Origin of the sequence: Celeribacter sp. SCSIO 80788 (assembly GCF_051054295.1) — a bacterium.
Lineage (GTDB): Bacteria > Pseudomonadota > Alphaproteobacteria > Rhodobacterales > Rhodobacteraceae > Celeribacter.
This window is the reverse complement of record NZ_CP150483.1, coordinates 166585-183923: the sequence shown is the minus strand read 5'-3', so window position 1 is coordinate 183923 and position 17339 is coordinate 166585. Positions and strand designations below refer to the sequence as shown.

Here is a 17339-nt window from a genome sequence, read left to right as displayed (position 1 = left end):
CTGCCGCTCCCTGCCTTCATCCGCCCTTATTGGCCAAGCCGGATCCAGGTGGTTTTCAACTCGGTGTATTTGTCGAGCGCATGAAGGGACTTGTCCCGCCCGATGCCGCTTTCCTTGAAGCCGCCGAAGGGCACCGTCATGTCATCGCAATCATAGCAATTCACATAGGTCAGCCCGGCGCGCAGCTCGCGCGAAGCCCGGTGCGCCGTGCTCAGATCATCCGTCCAGATCGAAGACGCCAATCCAAACGGCGAATCATTGGCGACGTGAATCGCCTCGTCGACATCCTTGACCGGGATCACAGAAAGCATCGGACCAAAGACTTCTTCCTGTGCGATCCGCATATCGTTGCGCACCTCGTCGAAAATCGTCGGCTCGATAAAACACCCGCCGCTCTCCTCACAGACCCGCCGGCCGCCAATTGCCAAACGCGCGCCGTCTGCCTCTGCTACCGCCACGAATTCCATCACCCGCGTCGTGTGACTTTCGTCCACCATCGCGCCGAACTGCGTCGCGGGATCAAGCGGATGCCCGGGCACGAATGCCTTGCTCCGTGCCACCAGAACCTCGACCACCTCGTCGTGAACGCTTTCTTCGACGATCAGGCGGCTCGGGCAGGTGCACATTTCGCCCTGATTGAAAAATGCCGAATTCGCAGAGGTTTCCGCAGCGTGTCGGATGTCGCGATAGCTCGACAAAATGATATTCGGGCTTTTGCCGCCCAGTTCGAGACCGATTTTCTTAAGGTTCGATTGCGCCGCATATTGCATGTAATGGCGACCGACCTGCGTCGAGCCGGTGAAAAACAACCCGTCCACATCCATGTGCCGCCCAAGCGCCTGTCCGGTGTCCGGTCCCCAACCGGTCACCACGTTGAACACCCCTTGCGGCACCCCCGCCTCAAGCGCCAGCTCCGCCAGACGGATCGCGGTCAGCGAGGATTTCTCCGACGGCTTGAGCACCACCGAGTTGCCCGTCGCCAGCGCTGGCGCGACTTTCCAGCTCGCCATCAGCATCGGGAAATTCCACGGCACCACGGCCGCCACCACGCCAAGAGGTTCACGCGTCACCAGCGCCAGCGTGTCCGACGGGGTCGGCGCGATTTCGTCATAGATCTTGTCGATCGCTTCGCCATACCAAGCAAAGCAATTCGCCACCGCGCGCACGTCGATCGAGGTGCTGTCGGAAATCGGTTTGCCCATGTCGAGCGTTTCCAGAAGCGCGAGTTCGTCGCGATGCGCCCGCACCAGCTCGGCCAAACGGCACAGCACCGTCTTGCGTTCCGCCGGTGCCCGTTTTGCCCACCGGCCGTCGGCAAAGGCCCGTCGCGCCGCCGCCACAGCCAGATCGACGTCTTCGGGTCCACAATCAGCCACCTGGGTCAACGTTGCGCCATCAATCGGAGACACCGAGGCAAAACTTCGTTCTGACAGCGCATCGACGAACTGACCGTCAATCAGAGCCTGGCCGCGAATGCACATGCTGCGCCGAGCGTCTTGCCAGTCCTGAAAGGTTTTTTGTGTCACGGCACTGTCTCCAAAATTTGATATCTCTTTCTTCTAAATGCTATCACATTTTTTGAAGAGCAAGCCAAATCGTCATCCGATTGCCGCGCGGATTGGTTGCGTCATGGGTGCAGCGGGAAGCGATAAAACTGCCTTGGAGTGGTTTGGAAGGCGACTTAGTGCGGCAAAAGCAGCAAATTTTGCGCTTCGGCCTGAAGTTTCTCCCGGCCTGAGCGGACGATGCCGTCACGGATATCATTTTCGATCGCCACCACCAGCGCCATAGAATCGCGCTGGCGCAGAGCTTCGAGGATCTCTTTGTGGCGGTCGACGTTATAATACTGTTTCACCTCGCGCACGACCTGGCGCTGAAACGGGCCAAGTTGCAGCCAGACACTTTCGATCAACGGGATCGCCTGCGGGTTTGGATTGGCGGCGTAGAGCCGGCGATGAAAGGCGTGGTTGAGCTGGGTCAAATCCTCGGTGCGATGCTCTAGAATCGCCTGATCCATAGCATCATCCATTTCAACCAAATCCTTGATAATCATATCGGAAATATACGGCAAAGCGCGTTCCGCAGCATGGGTCTCCAAGGTGATCCGCAACAAGATCAGCTCTTCGAACCGCCCCGCTTTCATTCGCGGGATCGACAGGCGACGGTTGTTGAGCACTTTGAGCGCATGTTCCGAACTCAGGCGCCGGATCGCTTCACGCACCGGCGTCGGGCTGAGGTCGAGATAGCTCGCCAAGCCCCGGATCGTCAGGTTTGTCCCCGGTGCAATCGCCCCCAACATGATCGCGTTGCGTAGCCGCAAATAGGCGTATTCCTGCACCGTAAGCCCAGGATCCGCCGTGATTTCGGGAAGATTCAAATCGCTCTGTTTGCTCATTCAGCGCTACGCTTTGTCCGTGCCGTAAGAAAGGTTGAGGGGCTTTGTCATCGTCACGTCAGTTGACTGGATGCCAAAAGAAGATACAAGTCGTAAAAATGATATCACATTTTACGAATCAATATCTCATTTGGGGAGAACCGAGATGGAGCCGCAAACCCCGGAGCTTTGGTTAAAAGACCATCCGGAAATTCAAACCGCCCTCGCAGCGATCTGTGATCTCAACGGGATGCTGCGTGGCAAACGCATTCCCATCGATCAGATCGACAAACTGCTCGAAGGCGGATTGCGGATGCCATTGTCGGCTCTCGGCGTCGATGTCTGGGGTGAGGATATCGAAGGCAGCGATCTGGTGTTCCAAACCGGCGATGCCGACGGGCTCTGCGATGTCACCGGCCGCGGTGTGTTGCCAATGTCCTGGGTCAATCACCCAACCGTCCTCGTGCCGATGTGGCTGTCCTGGGAAAACGGCGATCCCTTCCTCGGCGATCCGAGACGCGCCCTGCAACATATCACCAATCGCTTCGCCGAACTCGGCCTCACCCCCGTCGTCGCAACCGAGCTCGAATTCTATCTCGTCGATCCCGAACCCGATATCCCCGAACCGCCGAAATCCCCCGTCTCCGGAAAACAGCTCGACTCCGATGACGTCTACTCCATCGACGAGCTGCAACATTTCGATGATTTCCTGAGTGACGTCTTCGATGCCTGCCGCGAACAGGGCATTCCCGCAGATTCCGCGATCTCTGAAAACGGTGCGGGTCAATTCGAGATCAACATGATGCACGTCCCCGATCCGTTGCGCGCCGCCGACGATGCTATCCTGTTCAAACGCACCGTGCGCGGCGTCGCCCGCAAACACGGTATGGCCGCAACCTTTATGGCCAAACCCTATGGCAACCTGTCCGGCAATGGTTTCCACGTCCATTTCTCGCTGATCGATAAAGACGGCAACAACGTCTTCGACAACGGTGGTCCCGAAGGCACAGAGATCCTCCGGCATGCCGTGGCCGGTCTGCTGAAAACCATGGCGCAATGTACCCTGACCTTTGCCCCCCATGAAAATTCGTTCCGCCGTCTGGCGCCCGGCGCCCACGCGCCGTCGGCCATTGCTTGGGGCTATGAAAACCGCACCGTCGCCGTGCGTGTCCCCGGCGGCAGCCCGAAGGCGCGCCGGATCGAACACCGGGTCGCGGGTGCCGACGCCAACCCCTATCTCGTGCTCGCCAGTATCTTGGGCGGCGCGCTTTTGGGGATCGAAAACAAATGGGAGCCCGAGGCCCCCGTCTCCGGCAACGCCTACGATCAAGACCTGCCCCGCTTGCCGCTGGATTGGGCTTCGGCGATTGAGGCTTACCGTGTCGGGCCGCACATCCCGCAAATCTATTCGGCGCAACTGCAACGCATGTTGACCGATTGCAAACGCCAAGAATTGCGCGTCTTCAAACGCCGCGTGACGGATTTTGAATACCACACCTATCTGGAGACAGTCTGATGAATGCGATGACCGCCTCATATGCCGGCCAGGGCCAACACACCGCAAGCTACTACGCCGCCTCCGCCAACCCTTCCCCCGTGCGCCCCGAACTGATCGGCGATCAAGAGATCGACATCTGTATCGTCGGCGCGGGTTATAGCGGGTTGTCGGCGGGGCTCTCTCTGGCCGAAAAGGGCCACAAGGTCGCCATCGTCGAAGGTGCCCAGGTCGGCTGGGGCGCGTCGGGGCGCAATGGTGGCCAGATCGTCAACGGGCTGAACGCATCTTTGCAGACGATCGAGAAACGCTATGGCAAGGATCGGGCGAATTTCGTGGCAGGTGTGGTGCAGGAAGGTCAGGAGATCATCCGTGACCGCATCGCCAAATATGATATCAAATGCGATCTGAAAAACGGCAATATCTTTGCCGCCTATACCGATGCGCATATGCGTGAGCTCGAAGAGCGCAAAGCGCTCTGGGAGGGCTACGGTCACCACAACCAAGAGATGCTCACCAAGGCGCAGCTACGTGAGAAGATCGGCTCCGACGTCTTTGCAGGCGGCATGATCGACCATACCGGCGGGCATATGCACCCTTTGAACCTCGCCCTTGGCGAGGCAGCGGCGTTCGAGCAAAACGGCGGTGTGATCTATGAACATTCGCCGGTGATCTCGGTGGACAACAAGGCGGCGCGCCCAGTGGTCAAGACCGCGAAAGGCAGCCTGACCTGCAAGACCCTGATCCTCTGCGGCAACGCCTATCTGGGCGATGTGGTGCCGACGCTGGAAAAACGCGTAATGCCCGTGTCGACCCAAATGATCGCGACCGAGCCTCTTGGCGATGCCCTGGCGCATGAAATCCTGCCCGGTGACGAATGCGTCGAGGACATCCGCTATATCCTCGATTACTTCCGCCTCTCGGGCGACAAGCGGCTTATCTTTGGCGGCGGGCTGGTTTATGGCGGCACCGATCCCGCGGACATCGAAGCCAAGATCGTACCGAACCTGAAAAAAGTGTTCCCACAGCTCTCCAACGTCAAAATCGACTACCGCTGGTCGGGCAACTTTGCCCTGTCGTTTAGCCGCGTGCCTCAAATGGGCCGGATCGGCAACAACACCTATTTCGCCCATGGCTATTCCGGTCATGGCGTGACCGGATCGCATCTCTTTGGGCGCATCCTCTCCGAGGCGGTCGATGCCGATCTGTCGCGGTTCGACACCTTTGCCGATATTCCGTGGATCCCCTTCCCCGGCGGGCGCACCTTCCGTGTACCCTACACGGTGATGGGCGCATGGTGGTACGCGCTGCGCGACCGCCTTGGCGTCTGATCCCATCCCTTTTTTCGAACCTCACCCCAAAGGGGTGCTGAACCAAAAGCGGTGCGCCACTGCCCGGAGCGCTCCGCAACAAAAAAAACGGGCCAGAGAGGAACTCACCTATGGAACAAATGACACGTACGCTTTTAGCGTACCGAACCCATCCCAAAGCGGCCGGGGTATTGGCCAGCGTGCTCGCGGTAATCGCATTTTTCTATTATCTATACGCCAGTCACGATCCCGACACCTCCTGGGGCGCCCTCAGCCTTTTGCCGACGCTTCTGGTTCTGGCCATGGCCGTCATCACCCGGCGCCCCTTTGAAGCCCTGATCATCGGCGGATTTGCCGGTTTGATCATGCTCGGTGGTGGCGATCTCATTTCGCATTTCTCCGACCGCCTCTCCAGTGTCATGGGCAACGAAACCATCGTCTGGGTCATCCTCGTCTGTGGCCTGATGGGCGGCCTCATCGCGCTTTTGGAACATTCCGGCTGCCTCGGCAGCTTCTCTGACTGGCTCCGAACCAAAATCAAATCGCAACGCCAGTCCCTCGTCGTCACCGCCATGATCGGTGTCATCGTCTTCATCGACGATTACCTCAACTGCCTCGCCGTCTCCTCTTCTGTCAAAAAACTGACCGACCACTACAAAGTCTCGCGCGAAAAACTCGCCTATATCATCGACTCCACCGCCGCACCGATGTGCGTCATCGTGCCGGTGTCGACCTGGGCCGTATTCTTTGCCGGTTTGCTCGAAGAAAACGGCGTCGCCGAGGATGGCAAAGGCCTGTCCGTCTATCTCTCCGCTATTCCCTTCATGGCCTATGCCTGGATCGCCCTCATCCTCGTTTTCCTGGTCGCCCTCGGCATTATCGGCGATTTCGGCCCGATGAAAAAAGCCGAGTGCCGCGCTAAGGCTGGCCAACCTATTCCCCCGGATTTCCAAGGCACCGAGATCGAGGCCGTGGTCTATGAGGGCAAAAAGATGAGCAGCCGTTTGGGCATGTTCAATTTCCTCTTCCCGATGGCACTTTTGGTCGTCGCTACTCTTTATTACGAGATCGACCTTCTGCGCGGTGTTCTGGTGACGCTCGTCGCGACCGTGGGGCTCTATTACCTGCAAGGCATCCTGAGCTTCGAGCGTCAGATGGAAGCCATTTTCGACGGCTTCAAAGTCATGCTCTACCCGCTTTCGACCGTGATCGCGGGGTTCTTGCTCAAGGACATTAATGATGCCCTCGGCATGACCGAATATGTGATCGATAGCCTGACGCCTCTGATGAGCAAGGAACTTTTGCCCGCGCTGGTGTTCGTCTCCCTCGCGCTCGTGGTCTTTGGCACCGCGTCGAGCTGGGGCGTGTTCATCATCGCCATTCCGATCGTCATCCCCGTGGCCCAAGGCGTCGACGCCAGCATGCCTCTGGTGATTGGCGCGCTTCTCTCCGCCTCCTCTTTCGGGAGCCACGCCTGTTTCTTTAGTGACTCGACGGTGCTCGCGGCGCAGGGGGCTGGCTGCTCTCCGATTTCCCACGCCTTCACGCAGTTCCCCTATGCGGTTCTCGGCGCGGTTCTGTCGATTGCGGCCTTCCTGGTGTTGGGCCACATGATGGCCTGACACGCGCAGGGGCGGGCGTCTCTTCCTGTCCGCCCCTGTTCTTTACCTATTTTGTTGTTGGCTGAAAGGAATGGCCATGAAACTCGGTATCCTGCAAACCGGCACCTCACCCGATGAGTTGAAACCCGTTCACGGCGATTATGACGATCTGTTCAAACGCCTTCTCGCCGGGCGGGGGTTTACCTTTGAGACTTGGCGCGTTCTCGACGGCAAAATACCGGACTCGGTGCAAGACGCCGATGGCTGGCTCATCACCGGATCGAAATTCGGTGTCTATGAGGATCATCCGTGGATCGCCCCTCTCGAACAATTCCTGCGCGACGCCTACGCGGCGGGCGTGCCCATCGTCGGTGTCTGTTTCGGGCATCAGATTTTGGCGCAGGCTTTGGGGGGCAAGGTCGAGAAATTCCCCGGCGGCTGGTCCGTGGGCGCGACAGAGTATGAAATGGCCGATGGCCGCAAAGAGACCTTGATGGCCTGGCACCAAGATCAGGTCACTGTGCCGCCGAACGATGCCAAGGTGATCGGCCACTCGGACTTTTGCGCCAATGCCATGCTGGCCTATGGCATCCGGGCGCTGAGTGTTCAGCCGCACCCGGAATTCACGCCGCGTTTTCTCACCGATCTGCTCGATGCACGCCAAGCGGTCTTGCCGCCAGAAGTCGCCAAAGGGGCCTATCGTCGTCTCGACATGCCGCTGACCTCTGAGGGGTTCGCGGACCGGATTACGGCGTTTTTTAAAGTCGCGAGAAACCCTGAGCTACTCCCACTGCTTGGACAGAATTTGGCGTAAATTAAGCTACTCTCTGCTCCAGCTGATCGGGTTGGGTTTCTTCTTTTCTCAGCCAATAGACCTCGGCTGGGGGTTTGCCGCCAAGGGCTGAGTATGGGCGTTGGTTGTTGTAAAAGGTCATCCATTTACGGATGCCGGCCTTCGCCTCTGATCCTGTTTCCCAAGCGTGCAGGTAGACGCATTCGTATTTTAGGCTCCGCCAGCGCCGTTCCACGAAGATGTTGTCGAGATGAAGAGGGACCGTCGCGCCAGTGGCGCGACGTAAGCCCGATGAATGCCCCTTGCCATCCATTGAGATGCGCACACCTGATCGGCGCAGCCGGTCGGTCCAAGCAAAGGATGTGAACTGGCCTGCCCTGGTCGGTGTTCATGATCTCGGGCGACCCGAAGCGGGCGATGGCCTCGTTCAGCGTCTCGACGCAGAAGTCCGCCTCCAGCGTGTTCGAGATCCGCTAGGACAGAACCTTACGGGTGTGCCAGGTCATCTGCCGCACACCGAAGAACGGTGTCTCAAGGAATTGTTCATCAATCTGGCGCATGAGTATCAGGTTCATCGCCGTCTCGCCTTTGGGCGTGTAGGAGAACGACGACCGCGAGATCGACAGCAGCTTGCACTGCTTACCGATGGACAGGTCAGGATTGGCGGGTTCAACCATCTTCCGCCTCACTTGCCGGTCCACGGTTTGAGCTTTCGTGACAAAAAATCGTTGGCCACCGCGTTCGCCTGTTCTCTCGAACCGGTAGGCGTTCACAGGCTCACCCCACAATCTGGGCGTGCAACTCCTTAACCTGCTCCTCGTCAATCTCGGGGGCTTTCCTGCTACCACGTTCGAACACGCCGGATGCGCCTTCAAGCAACGCCCGCTTCCAGATGTGGATCATCGTCGGGTGAATCCCGAACCGGCTCGCTAACTCCGCGACCGTCTGTTCTCCCTTCAGCACTTCAAGCGCCACCTTCGCCTTGAACTCAGGCGAATGTTGTTTCCGTTTCGACATCATTCGACCATTGCCCTAGAACCAATGGCGGACATGTTCTCATTCTCCTTCTTGTCGAAGATCAGCAGACAACAAATCGTAGCTTACGTCAGTGTCCGATTTTCGGGGGCAGCTCAGTCGGGGCAACGCCCGGGACGCGCGGCCAGATGAACCCCTGCGAGCATGCAGCGCACCGAGCCCCCCGCCCGCTCGATTGTAGGGATGGAGAGGGGAAGGATTGTCGCATGGCTTTCCAAAACTCGCTGTTGTTCGGGGCGCAGCGCGGCCCAAGCGCGGGCCGACAGCGCCAGTACCGGCCCAGCAGTGCCGGTCAGCTCGATTGCGTTGCCCGCGAAATCGCCGATCTGTTCATGCGTCAAGTCGACCAGATCTCGCCCGCCATCGGCCAGACGCTGCGCAATCTCAGCGCGGCGCGCAGGAAGGCGGATCGTATCAAGCCCGATCATCGCGAAGCGCGTCCCGATGCACATCAGAACATTCGTGTGGTAGACTGGTCTCCCGACCGCGTCACAGGCGTCGAAGACCACGGGCTCATAGTTGAAATGGGTGCAGAACCTTTCCAGCGCAACTTCGTTGGTGCGGTTCGAGCGCGCCGCATAAGCAACCCGCTCGATATGATCGAGTACCATCGCCCCAGTACCTTCGAGGAAGACCTCATCCTCTTCCAGGCCAGAGTAGTCGATCACGTCTTGCACCCGGTAGCGGTGCTTAAGCATCTCGATCACATCGCTGCGGCGCTCGCATCGACGGTTGGGCGAATACATCGGATAAATCGCGACATGGCCGCCAGAATGTGTCGAGAACCAGTTGTTTGGAAAGCAGGAATCTGGGGTCTCGGTGGTTTCGTCCTCGAATTTGTGGACAGTCACGCCAAGCGCCTCGAGTTGACGCGCGGCCTCGGTCGCTTCCTCATAGGCTGCGCGGGCTACGGCATCAGCGGCGCGGTTATCCACAGTCTGGAAGGCATTGTCGGCGGCAGTCTGCGGGTTCGGAGTGAAATGATGCGGGCGGATCATCACCACGGCGCGCGGCGCTTGGACAATGGCTTGGGTCGAGCGGGGTAAGGGCATCATGCGGCATCCTTGTTACGACGCGCTTCGGTGCGGATCAGACCGAAAAGGTCGCGCGGGTCTTGCGGGGCTGCGATCAGGTCGATGGCCTCGGCATAGTTGGTGTCCTCTACTGCATCGCGCATGTAGCGTAGTGCTGACAGGTCCTCGGTGGCGAAGCCTACCGAATCGAACAGAGTGATCTGCTCGGGGCCGGTGCGACCGCCGGCCTGACCGGTGATCACTTCCCACAGTTCGGTGACCGGGAAATCGGGGGCCATTTGCTGGATCTCTCCCTCGATACGAGTTTGTTCGGGGAACTCGACAAAGACACTGGCACGGTTCAGGATGTCGGCCTGCAACTCGGTTTTGCCGGGGCAGTCGCCACCGATCGCGTTGATGTGCACGCCCGCGCCGACCATGTTGTCGGACAGAATGGTGGCGTTGCACTTGTCGGCGGTGACGGTGGTGATGATGTCGACCCCGGTGACCGCCTCGGCGGCACTGGCGCAGGCTCGAATCGTCAGCCCGCTGTCGGCCATGTTGGCGCAGAATTTCGCGGTGGCCTCGGCGTCGATGTCATAGACCTGAACCGTGTCGATGCCGCAGATCGCACGGAAGGCAAGCGCTTGGAATTCAGATTGGGCGCCCAGACCGATCATCCCCATTACCCTTGAATCGGGACGGGCAAGGTAGCGCGCCGCAAGCGCCGAGGTCGCCGCCGTGCGCAGGGCAGTGACAATGGTCATTTCCGACAGAAACAGCGGATAGCCCGTCGCCACATCTGACAGCAGTCCGAAAGCGGTAACGGTCTGTAGACCTTCACGGGTGTTCTTGGGGTGACCGTTCACATATTTGAAGCCATAAAGTTCGCCATCCGACGTTGGCATCAGTTCGATCACACCTTCGGTCGAGTGGCTGGCGATGCGGGGCGTCTTGTCGAACAACGCCCAGCGGCGGAAATCCTGTTCAATATATTCCGCCATCCCCTTAAGGATCGTTTCGACCCCAAGACTGGCGACCAGACGCACGGTGTTTTCGACGCCGAGGTAACTGACGGTTTGATAATTAGTGTGATGCTGCGGCATGATGCGCTCCGATTTTCACTGATGAGATGCAGGATAATCCGCGCAAAATGCGCCAAAAATTGCAAAGTTCTTCAATTTATCAACTATTGAGTTGCATATTGTTATGCCTGAATGTACAAAGTGTTATGCATATCTTTGATGACCTCGATCGCCGCCTGATTGCTGCCCTACGTGAGGACGGTCGCGCCCCGATTTCCAATCTTGCGACCATCCTTTCCGTGTCGCGGGCAACCGTACAGGCCAGGCTCGATCGACTGATCGACACTGGTGCAGTGCTGGGGTTCACCATCCGCGCACGCGAAGACCATGATGACAATGCAATAAGTGCAGTGATGCTTATTGAGGTTAATGGCCGCTCAACTACCACAGTGATCCGGCAGTTGCGTGGGTTGACTGCGTTGCATTCGCTCCACACAACGAACGGGAAATGGGATCTGGTCGCGCAACTACGCGCTGAGAACTTGCATGATTTCGACCGCGTGCTACGCGAAGTGCGCAATATTGAGGGCATCACCAACAGCGAGACCTCGATATTGCTTTCGTCGGTTTAGTCTATGCGGATAACGCGCTCGTTCTCGGCGCCCCAGGTGCAGAACAAATCGGCCAATACCAGCCCGGTCTGACGCTGCACCTCGTCGCGGGTGATGCAGGCGCCCTCCTGGCAGCCGAAGAACACCGCCTCATCCCCAGCCTGTGCTTCAGGAATTTCAGTCACGTCGACCATCACCGAATTCATCGACACCTTGCCCATCACCGGGGCCCGATGGCCACGGATCAGCACCTGCCCCCCCGGAGAGAAGCTGCGCCGATAGCCGTTGGAATAGCCCAGCGGGATATTGGCCAGCCGCGAAGGCCGGGTCAGGCGAACGGAGCGGTCATAGCCTACGGTATTGCCTTTGGGGAAGCTGACCACCGAAGCCACAGCCGAGCAAAGCCGCTGTATTGGGCGAAAGGCCGGCTCGGCGCCGACACAGCCATAGAGCGCGGCGCCGCAACGCACCATATCGAGATGGGTCTCAGGCAAGGACAAAGTGGCCATCGAGTTGGCCGCGTGGAGAAGTACATCGCGCCGGGTAAGACCGCCCTCTTCCAGCAGCCATTCTGCCTCGCGCCGAAAGGTGTGCAAACAGGCGCGCACGGCGTCGGGGGCATCTTCGGGGAAATGGGTCATGATCCCTACCACCCTCAGTCCGGGCAGGCCCAGCATCGCGCGCGCCTGTGAGGGGCCATCGGGGGTCGCGAGCTCCAGGCCGTCACGGCTCATTCCGCCGGCATTGATCGCAAGATGCACAGGCAGCTCAATGCCGGCCCCGCAGGCTAGCGAAGACAAGCGCCGTGCGACCTCGGGGGTGCCAACCAGCTCCTCGACGCCCAACCCCAGCGCGGCCGAGGCCTCTTGAGGCGAGGCGGTGCGGATCCGCAGCACGCGCCCATGATAGCCCGCGCGGCGCAGAGCGGCTGCCTCAGCGGTGCTGGCGACAGCGGCGAAATTGACCCCTCCCCGGATCAGAACTGGGGCCACATTGGCAATCCCCGCGCCATAGGCGTCGGCCTTGAGCACCGCGCACAAAAGCGGTCCGGCGCCCAGCACCCTGTGCAGCTCGGCTAGGTTGCCCTCCACTCGGGCCAGGTCGATTTCCACCCAAGCATGGCTCGGGACGGCAGGAGTGTGCAACACGGGATGTCTCCGGGGAAGAAAGCGCAACGCCCCGGTGGCTCCGGGGCGCTGAAAGATCAGGCGGCCAGATGCGTACGCAAGAAGTTGCGAGTACGTTCTTGGCGCGGGTTTGAGAAAACCTCGGCAGGCGTGCCCTCTTCGACGACAACGCCGCCATCCATGAACAGCACCCGATCAGAGACCTCGGCGGCGAAGCGCATCTCATGGGTTACGATCAGCATGGTCATGTGTTCACGCGCCAACTGCTTCATGACTTGGTTGACCTCTTCGACCAGCTCAGGATCGAGCGCTGAGGTCGCCTCGTCGAACAGCATCACCTTGGGCCGCATCGCCAGCGCCCTTGCAATCGCCACGCGCTGCTTTTGCCCACCCGACAGCTGCGAAGGCCAAGCCTCGGCCTTGCCCGAGAGCCCCACCTTTTCAAGCAGTTCCACAGCCAGATCGCGCGCGGCGGCTTCGCTCATGCCCCTCAGCTTGACTGGCCCGAGCGTGATATTGCGCAGCACCGACATATGCGGGAACAGGTTGAAGTGCTGAAACACCATGCCCATTTCCTGGCGCACACTGTTGATGTGGCGCTCAAAGGCATGGCCCGTAAGCGGTTGATTCACCTGCACACCATCCAGCCAGATCTCGCCCGAATTCACGGTCTCCAACATGTTGAGCGAGCGTAGCAGCGTCGATTTTCCCGAACCGGAGGGGCCGATCAGCGCGAGGATCTGGCCTTTCTGCACGGTCAGATCGATACCCTTGAGCACCTCGTGCGCGCCATAGGATTTGTGCACCTGATGAATGCGAAGCATCGGGGGGTTGGTCATCGTTGGGCCTCCACCTTGCGACCGGCCCAGGCCAGCGCGAGTTCAAGAACAAGATTGAGAAGATAGTAGATTACCGCCACGGCGAAGTAGAATTCGAACGGGCGATAGGTTTCGCTGATCCCCTGCTGGGCAGCATAGACTAGTTCGGTCATGCCCAGCATCGAGACGATCGAGGCATCCTTAAGCATGGCGATTAGGTTGTTGCCAACCTGCGGCAACGAGCGGCGCAGAGCCTGCGGCACCACCACATAGCGTAGCGTCTGTGCCCGACCAAAGCCCAGCGAACGCGCGCCCTCGGTCTGGCCATGCTCAACGGTCTGGATCGCCGTGCGGAAGATATCGGCGTTATATACCGCGAAATGAAGCCCCAACCCTGTGACACCAACCCAGATTGCCGGGATCCGGATGCCGATCTGGCCAAGCCCATAATAGAGCAGGAACAGCTGCAGCAGCAGCGGCGTTCCCATGAACAGCCAGATGAAGCTCCGCAGCGGCAACTGCACCGCGCGCGGCGCATAAAGCACCGCCACCGCAAATGCGACGCCGCCCAGGATCGACAGCACGGCCCCTGCCGCAGTCAGAAGAACGGTCCATTGAGCGCCCTGCGCCAGCAGCGGCAGATAGGGCATCAGGACGGAAAAATCGAGATTCATTTGCCGGTCCCCCTTATCTTAGAGCAAAACGGCGGTCGAGCATCTCGACCGTGCGCGACACGGCATAGACGATTATAATGTACAGCACCGCCGCCAGTGCGAAAATCTCGAATGGCTTGAAGGTCGATCCGATATAGCGCTGCGCGGTATAGGACAGCTCGACCACCGAGATCGCGGAAACCAGCGAGGTGCCCTTAACCATCATAATTGTGTTGACCCCGATTGAGCGGATCATCAGCCGCGCAGCTTGCGGCAGGATCACATAGACCATGGTGCGGCCTTGGCCGAAACCGATCGAACGGGCAGCCTCGGCTTGGCCACGGTCGACCGTCAGGATCGCGCCGCGGATCGCTTCGGCCATATAAGCGCCGACATTCAGGCTCATGCCGACTACGCCCGCGGTGAACGGGGTCAGGTCAAAACCCAGCTGCGGCCCGCCGAAATAGATCAGGAACAGCTGTACAAGGCAGGGTGTGCCGCGGAACACACTGACATAGGCGGTCGCCAGCCAGCGCACCGGCGTCAGTCGCGACATGCGCCCGGCGGTTGCGATGGCACCGATCAGCACCGAGAAAACGAAAGTCAGCGCGGCGACCTCTAGGGTGACCAGTGCCGCTTCGACGAAATAGGGAGCGATCCGCTCCATGAGTGCAAGATCCATTGCGTTCTCCGCACCGGGGGGCACAGGCCCCCTGTCGAAAAGAATGGGCAGCCCGCGTTCGGGCAGCCCGCGTCAAATTAGCGGATGTCTTGGCCGATCCACTTTTCCGAGATCGCAGCATAAGTGCCGTCGGCCATCATCGCATCCAGCGCGTCTTGCATCGCGGCTTTCAGCTCGGGGTTTTCCTTGCGGATCGCGATGCCGACGTTGGCTGTCGGGTCAACACCCGGGATTTCGATCTGGCGAAGCGGCAGGCCCTGTTCCTTGATCGCCACCAGCACGGGAATCTTGTCGGCAACGATAGCGTCAACGCGGCCCGCGTTCGCCTCAAGCAGCATTTCGGGCAGGCTTTTATAGCTGCGGACGCTCCAACCGTTCTGTTCCTTGGCCCATTTGTCATGGGTTTCACCCAACGTCACGGCGACGGTGTGGCCGCTGATCGCTTGGAAGTCTTGGATGTTCGAACCGGTCGGGACGAACAGGCCGCGGCCGCCGTGATAATAGGGTCCGACGAAGTCGATCGCCTTGGCGCGCTCCTCGGTGATGGTCATCGAGCCAACGACGGTATCAAACTTGCCCGCGATAAGTCCGGCGATGATGCCGTCGAACGGGGTTGTCACGATGTCGGCGCTCAGGCCAAGGCGCTTGGCGATCTCGGTGCCGATGTCAACGTCGAAGCCGACCACGTTGTTAGCGTCATCGACGAAGCTGAAGGGCGGAAAGGTGCCGCTCATGGCGACGCGCAGTACACCAGCTTCACGGGCCTTGAAAAGGTCTTCGGCTTGGGCGGGAGCCGCCAGAAGCGAGCTGGCGACTGCAACAGCGGCAGCGATGGAACGAAGGAAAGACATTTGGAACTCCCTGCAGAGTGTTTGTTATGCCCCCCTGCCAGCGGACCAAATAAGGCCGCCGCTTCGGCTTAACACGAAAGCGTGGTGGGGAGAGGTGAGGTATCACGGGTGTAGGCCCGTCGCGGTATCTTCGACCGTGAGTAAATTTGTAACTAAGGTAAAGTTCACAAAAAATTATCATAAAGATAACTTCAAAAAAAAATATTTAGCTATATGATAACGATCAGCATACAATTTGTCTTTCCTCCAGCACTGTAACGTTTCACGGAAAGGCGTTGCCGCCGTTGAGTCCGTGACGTAGCAACCATATCTCTCCCACTTTGTTTTAGAGCCGTCAGAAATGGACCTGTGGTACGACGCTTCTTCAGGCGGGGGATCGGCTCGAACGGTCTGCCGGAGCGCGTCGTCATCGACAAAAGCGGCGCTAACCTGGCCGGGCTTCAGGCAATAAATGTAATCCTGAAGTTCACGGGCCGCGGGCGAATGACCGAGATCCGGCAGGTCAAATATATGAACAACATCCTCGAGCAGGACCACCGTTTCATCAAACGGATCACGCGCCCAATGATGGGCTTTAAGGCTTTCCATTCGGCAGCCGCCACAATCGCAGGCATCGAGGCTGTACACATGATCCGCAAGGAGCAAATCCCGGCCGACGGGGAAACTGCTTTCCAGATCTTCGCCGGGCTCACTGCATAAGTCTGTCCGCAGATCAGGCTATGCCGACAATCGGCAAAGTTTGCGACAGAACCCCTCCGCTGCGGTCATTTCGGCAGCACAGTCTTTCCAGCGACCGAAAGCGTCGGCCCTGACGTGGCGGTATGAGACTGCCGAGAGGTGAGAGCGGCGCGCGCAAAGCGGATGACAGGCCCAAGCCGCCGGGTCCTGCGAGCTCTCTACGAGAGGCCCATTCCGCCCCCAAAGAGATCGCAATAGCCAAACAGGCCCGCAGTGCCTCCACTGTGCAGGAAAATCACATGATCCGTGGAGGCATAGCGCCCGACCCGGCAGTGATGGATTAGCCCCGCCGCCGCCTTGCCGCTATAGACCGGATCGAGAAGCTGGGCCTCGCGCCGGGCAAACAGCGAGATGGCTTCAAGTCCGGTTTCGGTCGCAAGCCCGTACCCGGCCCCGATATGCGTGTCATCCACCACCACGTCGTCGCGCGCGACACAGCCCGGACAGCCCAGAAGATCGGCCGTCGCCACCGCAAGATCGAACACCCGTGCCTCCTGCGCCGCGCGTGGGGCGCGTACACCGATGCCGAGCACCGGGGTCCTGTCGCCCAACGCGCGCAAACCGGTCAAAAGCCCGGCCTGCGTGCCCGCACTGCCAGAGGCCACCACGATCTCGCGCGGGGCAATCCCGATGTCGCGACATTGCTGCACCAGTTCCCGCGCGCAATCCACGTAGCCCAGAGACCCGACGGGATTGGACCCGCCGCCCGGCACCGCATAGGGCTTGCGTCCTTCGCCACGAAGCCGTTCGACAAGTTCCGCCATCGCGACCTTGCCGTCCTGCCCCGGTTTCAGCCGGGTGATCTCTGCGCCGTGAAGTTGGTCGAGCAGGTAATTGCCATTGGACTTATAGGCCGTGCTCTCGGACACGCCCCGGTCCTCCAGCACCGCAAAACAATCAAGCCCCGCACGTGCAGCGGCGGCGGCTGTCTGGCGCACATGGTTCGATTGCGTCGCTCCGACGGTCACCAGACAATCCGCCCCCTGCCCCAGCGCTTCGGCCAGCAGAAACTCCAGCTTGCGCGCCTTGTTGCCGCCAGTGGACAGCCCGGTCGCATCGTCGCGTTTGATCCAAAGCGCCGGGCCACCGATCTCGGCCTGCAAACGGGGCATCGCCTCAAGCCGCGTCGGCAGATGTGCCAACTCGACACGGGCAAATTCATTTAATCGCGTCCTCAGAGAAAATGGCTTCGATGTCATGTTTCGACTTTCAG

General features: G+C 59.6%; 15 protein-coding genes and 2 pseudogenes. 6 read left to right on the top strand and 11 right to left on the bottom strand.

Annotated features, from left to right (window positions below):
• Positions 1–26: 26 nt before the first annotated feature.
• Both V1471_RS19625 and V1471_RS19620 read right to left on the bottom strand, forming a co-directional pair.
• A complete protein-coding gene (locus V1471_RS19625; protein ID WP_434291308.1) occupies positions 27–1481 on the bottom strand; it encodes an aldehyde dehydrogenase in 1455 nt (484 codons plus the stop codon).
• A gap of 200 nt (positions 1482–1681) precedes the next feature.
• Positions 1682–2395 carry a GntR family transcriptional regulator gene (locus tag V1471_RS19620; RefSeq protein ID WP_434291222.1) on the bottom strand — a complete coding sequence of 238 codons (714 nt, stop codon included), beginning with the start codon at positions 2393–2395 and terminating at the stop codon, positions 1682–1684.
• 145 nt (positions 2396–2540) lie between these two features.
• Here V1471_RS19620 and V1471_RS19615 point away from each other — a divergent pair, with 145 nt between their 5' ends.
• The 4 genes from V1471_RS19615 to V1471_RS19600 all read left to right on the top strand — a co-directional run bounded on the left by V1471_RS19615 (position 2541) and on the right by V1471_RS19600 (position 7594).
• A complete protein-coding gene (locus V1471_RS19615) occupies positions 2541–3890 on the top strand; it encodes a glutamine synthetase family protein (RefSeq protein WP_434291220.1) in 1350 nt (449 codons plus the stop codon).
• Positions 3890–5200 carry an NAD(P)/FAD-dependent oxidoreductase gene (locus V1471_RS19610; RefSeq protein ID WP_434291219.1) on the top strand — a complete coding sequence of 437 codons (1311 nt, stop codon included), beginning with the start codon at positions 3890–3892 and terminating at the stop codon, positions 5198–5200. Before V1471_RS19615 ends, V1471_RS19610 begins: the two co-directional genes overlap by 1 nt.
• A 110-nt stretch (positions 5201–5310) precedes the next feature.
• Positions 5311–6801 carry a Na+/H+ antiporter NhaC family protein gene (locus tag V1471_RS19605; RefSeq protein ID WP_434291217.1) on the top strand — a complete coding sequence of 497 codons (1491 nt, stop codon included), beginning with the start codon at positions 5311–5313 and terminating at the stop codon, positions 6799–6801.
• Between the two features lie 76 nt (positions 6802–6877).
• Positions 6878–7594, top strand: coding sequence for a type 1 glutamine amidotransferase (locus tag V1471_RS19600; RefSeq protein WP_434291215.1), 717 nt, complete (start codon positions 6878–6880; stop codon positions 7592–7594).
• 1 nt (position 7595) lies between these two features.
• On the opposite strand, the pseudogene V1471_RS19595 reads toward V1471_RS19600, so the two are convergent.
• From V1471_RS19595 to V1471_RS19585, 3 genes and pseudogenes are all read right to left on the bottom strand, one after another.
• Positions 7596–8593 (bottom strand): annotated as a pseudogene (locus V1471_RS19595) (integrase core domain-containing protein).
• 110 nt (positions 8594–8703) lie between these two features.
• On the bottom strand, positions 8704–9663 hold the full coding sequence (ctlX, locus tag V1471_RS19590) for a citrulline utilization hydrolase CtlX (protein WP_434291213.1): 960 nt from the start codon (positions 9661–9663) through the stop codon (positions 8704–8706).
• A complete protein-coding gene (locus tag V1471_RS19585) occupies positions 9660–10727 on the bottom strand; it encodes an ornithine cyclodeaminase (protein WP_434291211.1) in 1068 nt (355 codons plus the stop codon). Before V1471_RS19585 ends, ctlX begins: the two co-directional genes overlap by 4 nt.
• Positions 10728–10753: 26 nt before the next feature.
• Here V1471_RS19585 and V1471_RS19580 point away from each other — a divergent pair, with 26 nt between their 5' ends.
• Positions 10754–11278, top strand: a complete 525-nt coding sequence (locus V1471_RS19580) for an Lrp/AsnC family transcriptional regulator (RefSeq protein WP_434291209.1) — start codon at positions 10754–10756, stop codon at positions 11276–11278.
• On the opposite strand, the gene alr is transcribed toward V1471_RS19580, so the two are convergent.
• The 5 genes from alr to V1471_RS19555 form a co-directional block, all read right to left on the bottom strand.
• The gene (gene alr / locus V1471_RS19575) at positions 11275–12369 is read right to left on the bottom strand and encodes an alanine racemase (protein ID WP_434291207.1); all 1095 of its coding nucleotides are present in this window, start codon (positions 12367–12369) and stop codon (positions 11275–11277) included. The genes V1471_RS19580 and alr overlap by 4 nt on opposite strands.
• 92 nt (positions 12370–12461) lie before the next feature.
• Positions 12462–13223, bottom strand: coding sequence for an amino acid ABC transporter ATP-binding protein (locus V1471_RS19570; RefSeq protein WP_434291205.1), 762 nt, complete (start codon positions 13221–13223; stop codon positions 12462–12464).
• Positions 13220–13876, bottom strand: a complete 657-nt coding sequence (locus tag V1471_RS19565; RefSeq protein WP_434291203.1) for an amino acid ABC transporter permease — start codon at positions 13874–13876, stop codon at positions 13220–13222. Before V1471_RS19565 ends, V1471_RS19570 begins: the two co-directional genes overlap by 4 nt.
• Before the next feature lie 13 nt (positions 13877–13889).
• Positions 13890–14537 (bottom strand): amino acid ABC transporter permease, encoded by a 648-nt coding sequence (locus V1471_RS19560; protein ID WP_434291201.1) that lies wholly within the window; start codon positions 14535–14537, stop codon positions 13890–13892.
• Positions 14538–14614: 77 nt separating this feature from the next.
• Positions 14615–15388, bottom strand: coding sequence for a transporter substrate-binding domain-containing protein (locus tag V1471_RS19555; RefSeq protein ID WP_434291199.1), 774 nt, complete (start codon positions 15386–15388; stop codon positions 14615–14617).
• A 291-nt stretch (positions 15389–15679) separates the two neighbouring features.
• Here V1471_RS19555 and V1471_RS19550 point away from each other — a divergent pair.
• Positions 15680–16087: pseudogene (locus V1471_RS19550) on the top strand (DDE-type integrase/transposase/recombinase); the annotation flags it as partial.
• 197 nt (positions 16088–16284) lie between these two features.
• On the opposite strand, the gene V1471_RS19545 reads toward V1471_RS19550, so the two are convergent.
• Positions 16285–17325 (bottom strand): D-cysteine desulfhydrase, encoded by a 1041-nt coding sequence (locus V1471_RS19545; protein ID WP_434291197.1) that lies wholly within the window; start codon positions 17323–17325, stop codon positions 16285–16287.
• Positions 17326–17339 lie beyond the last annotated feature (14 nt).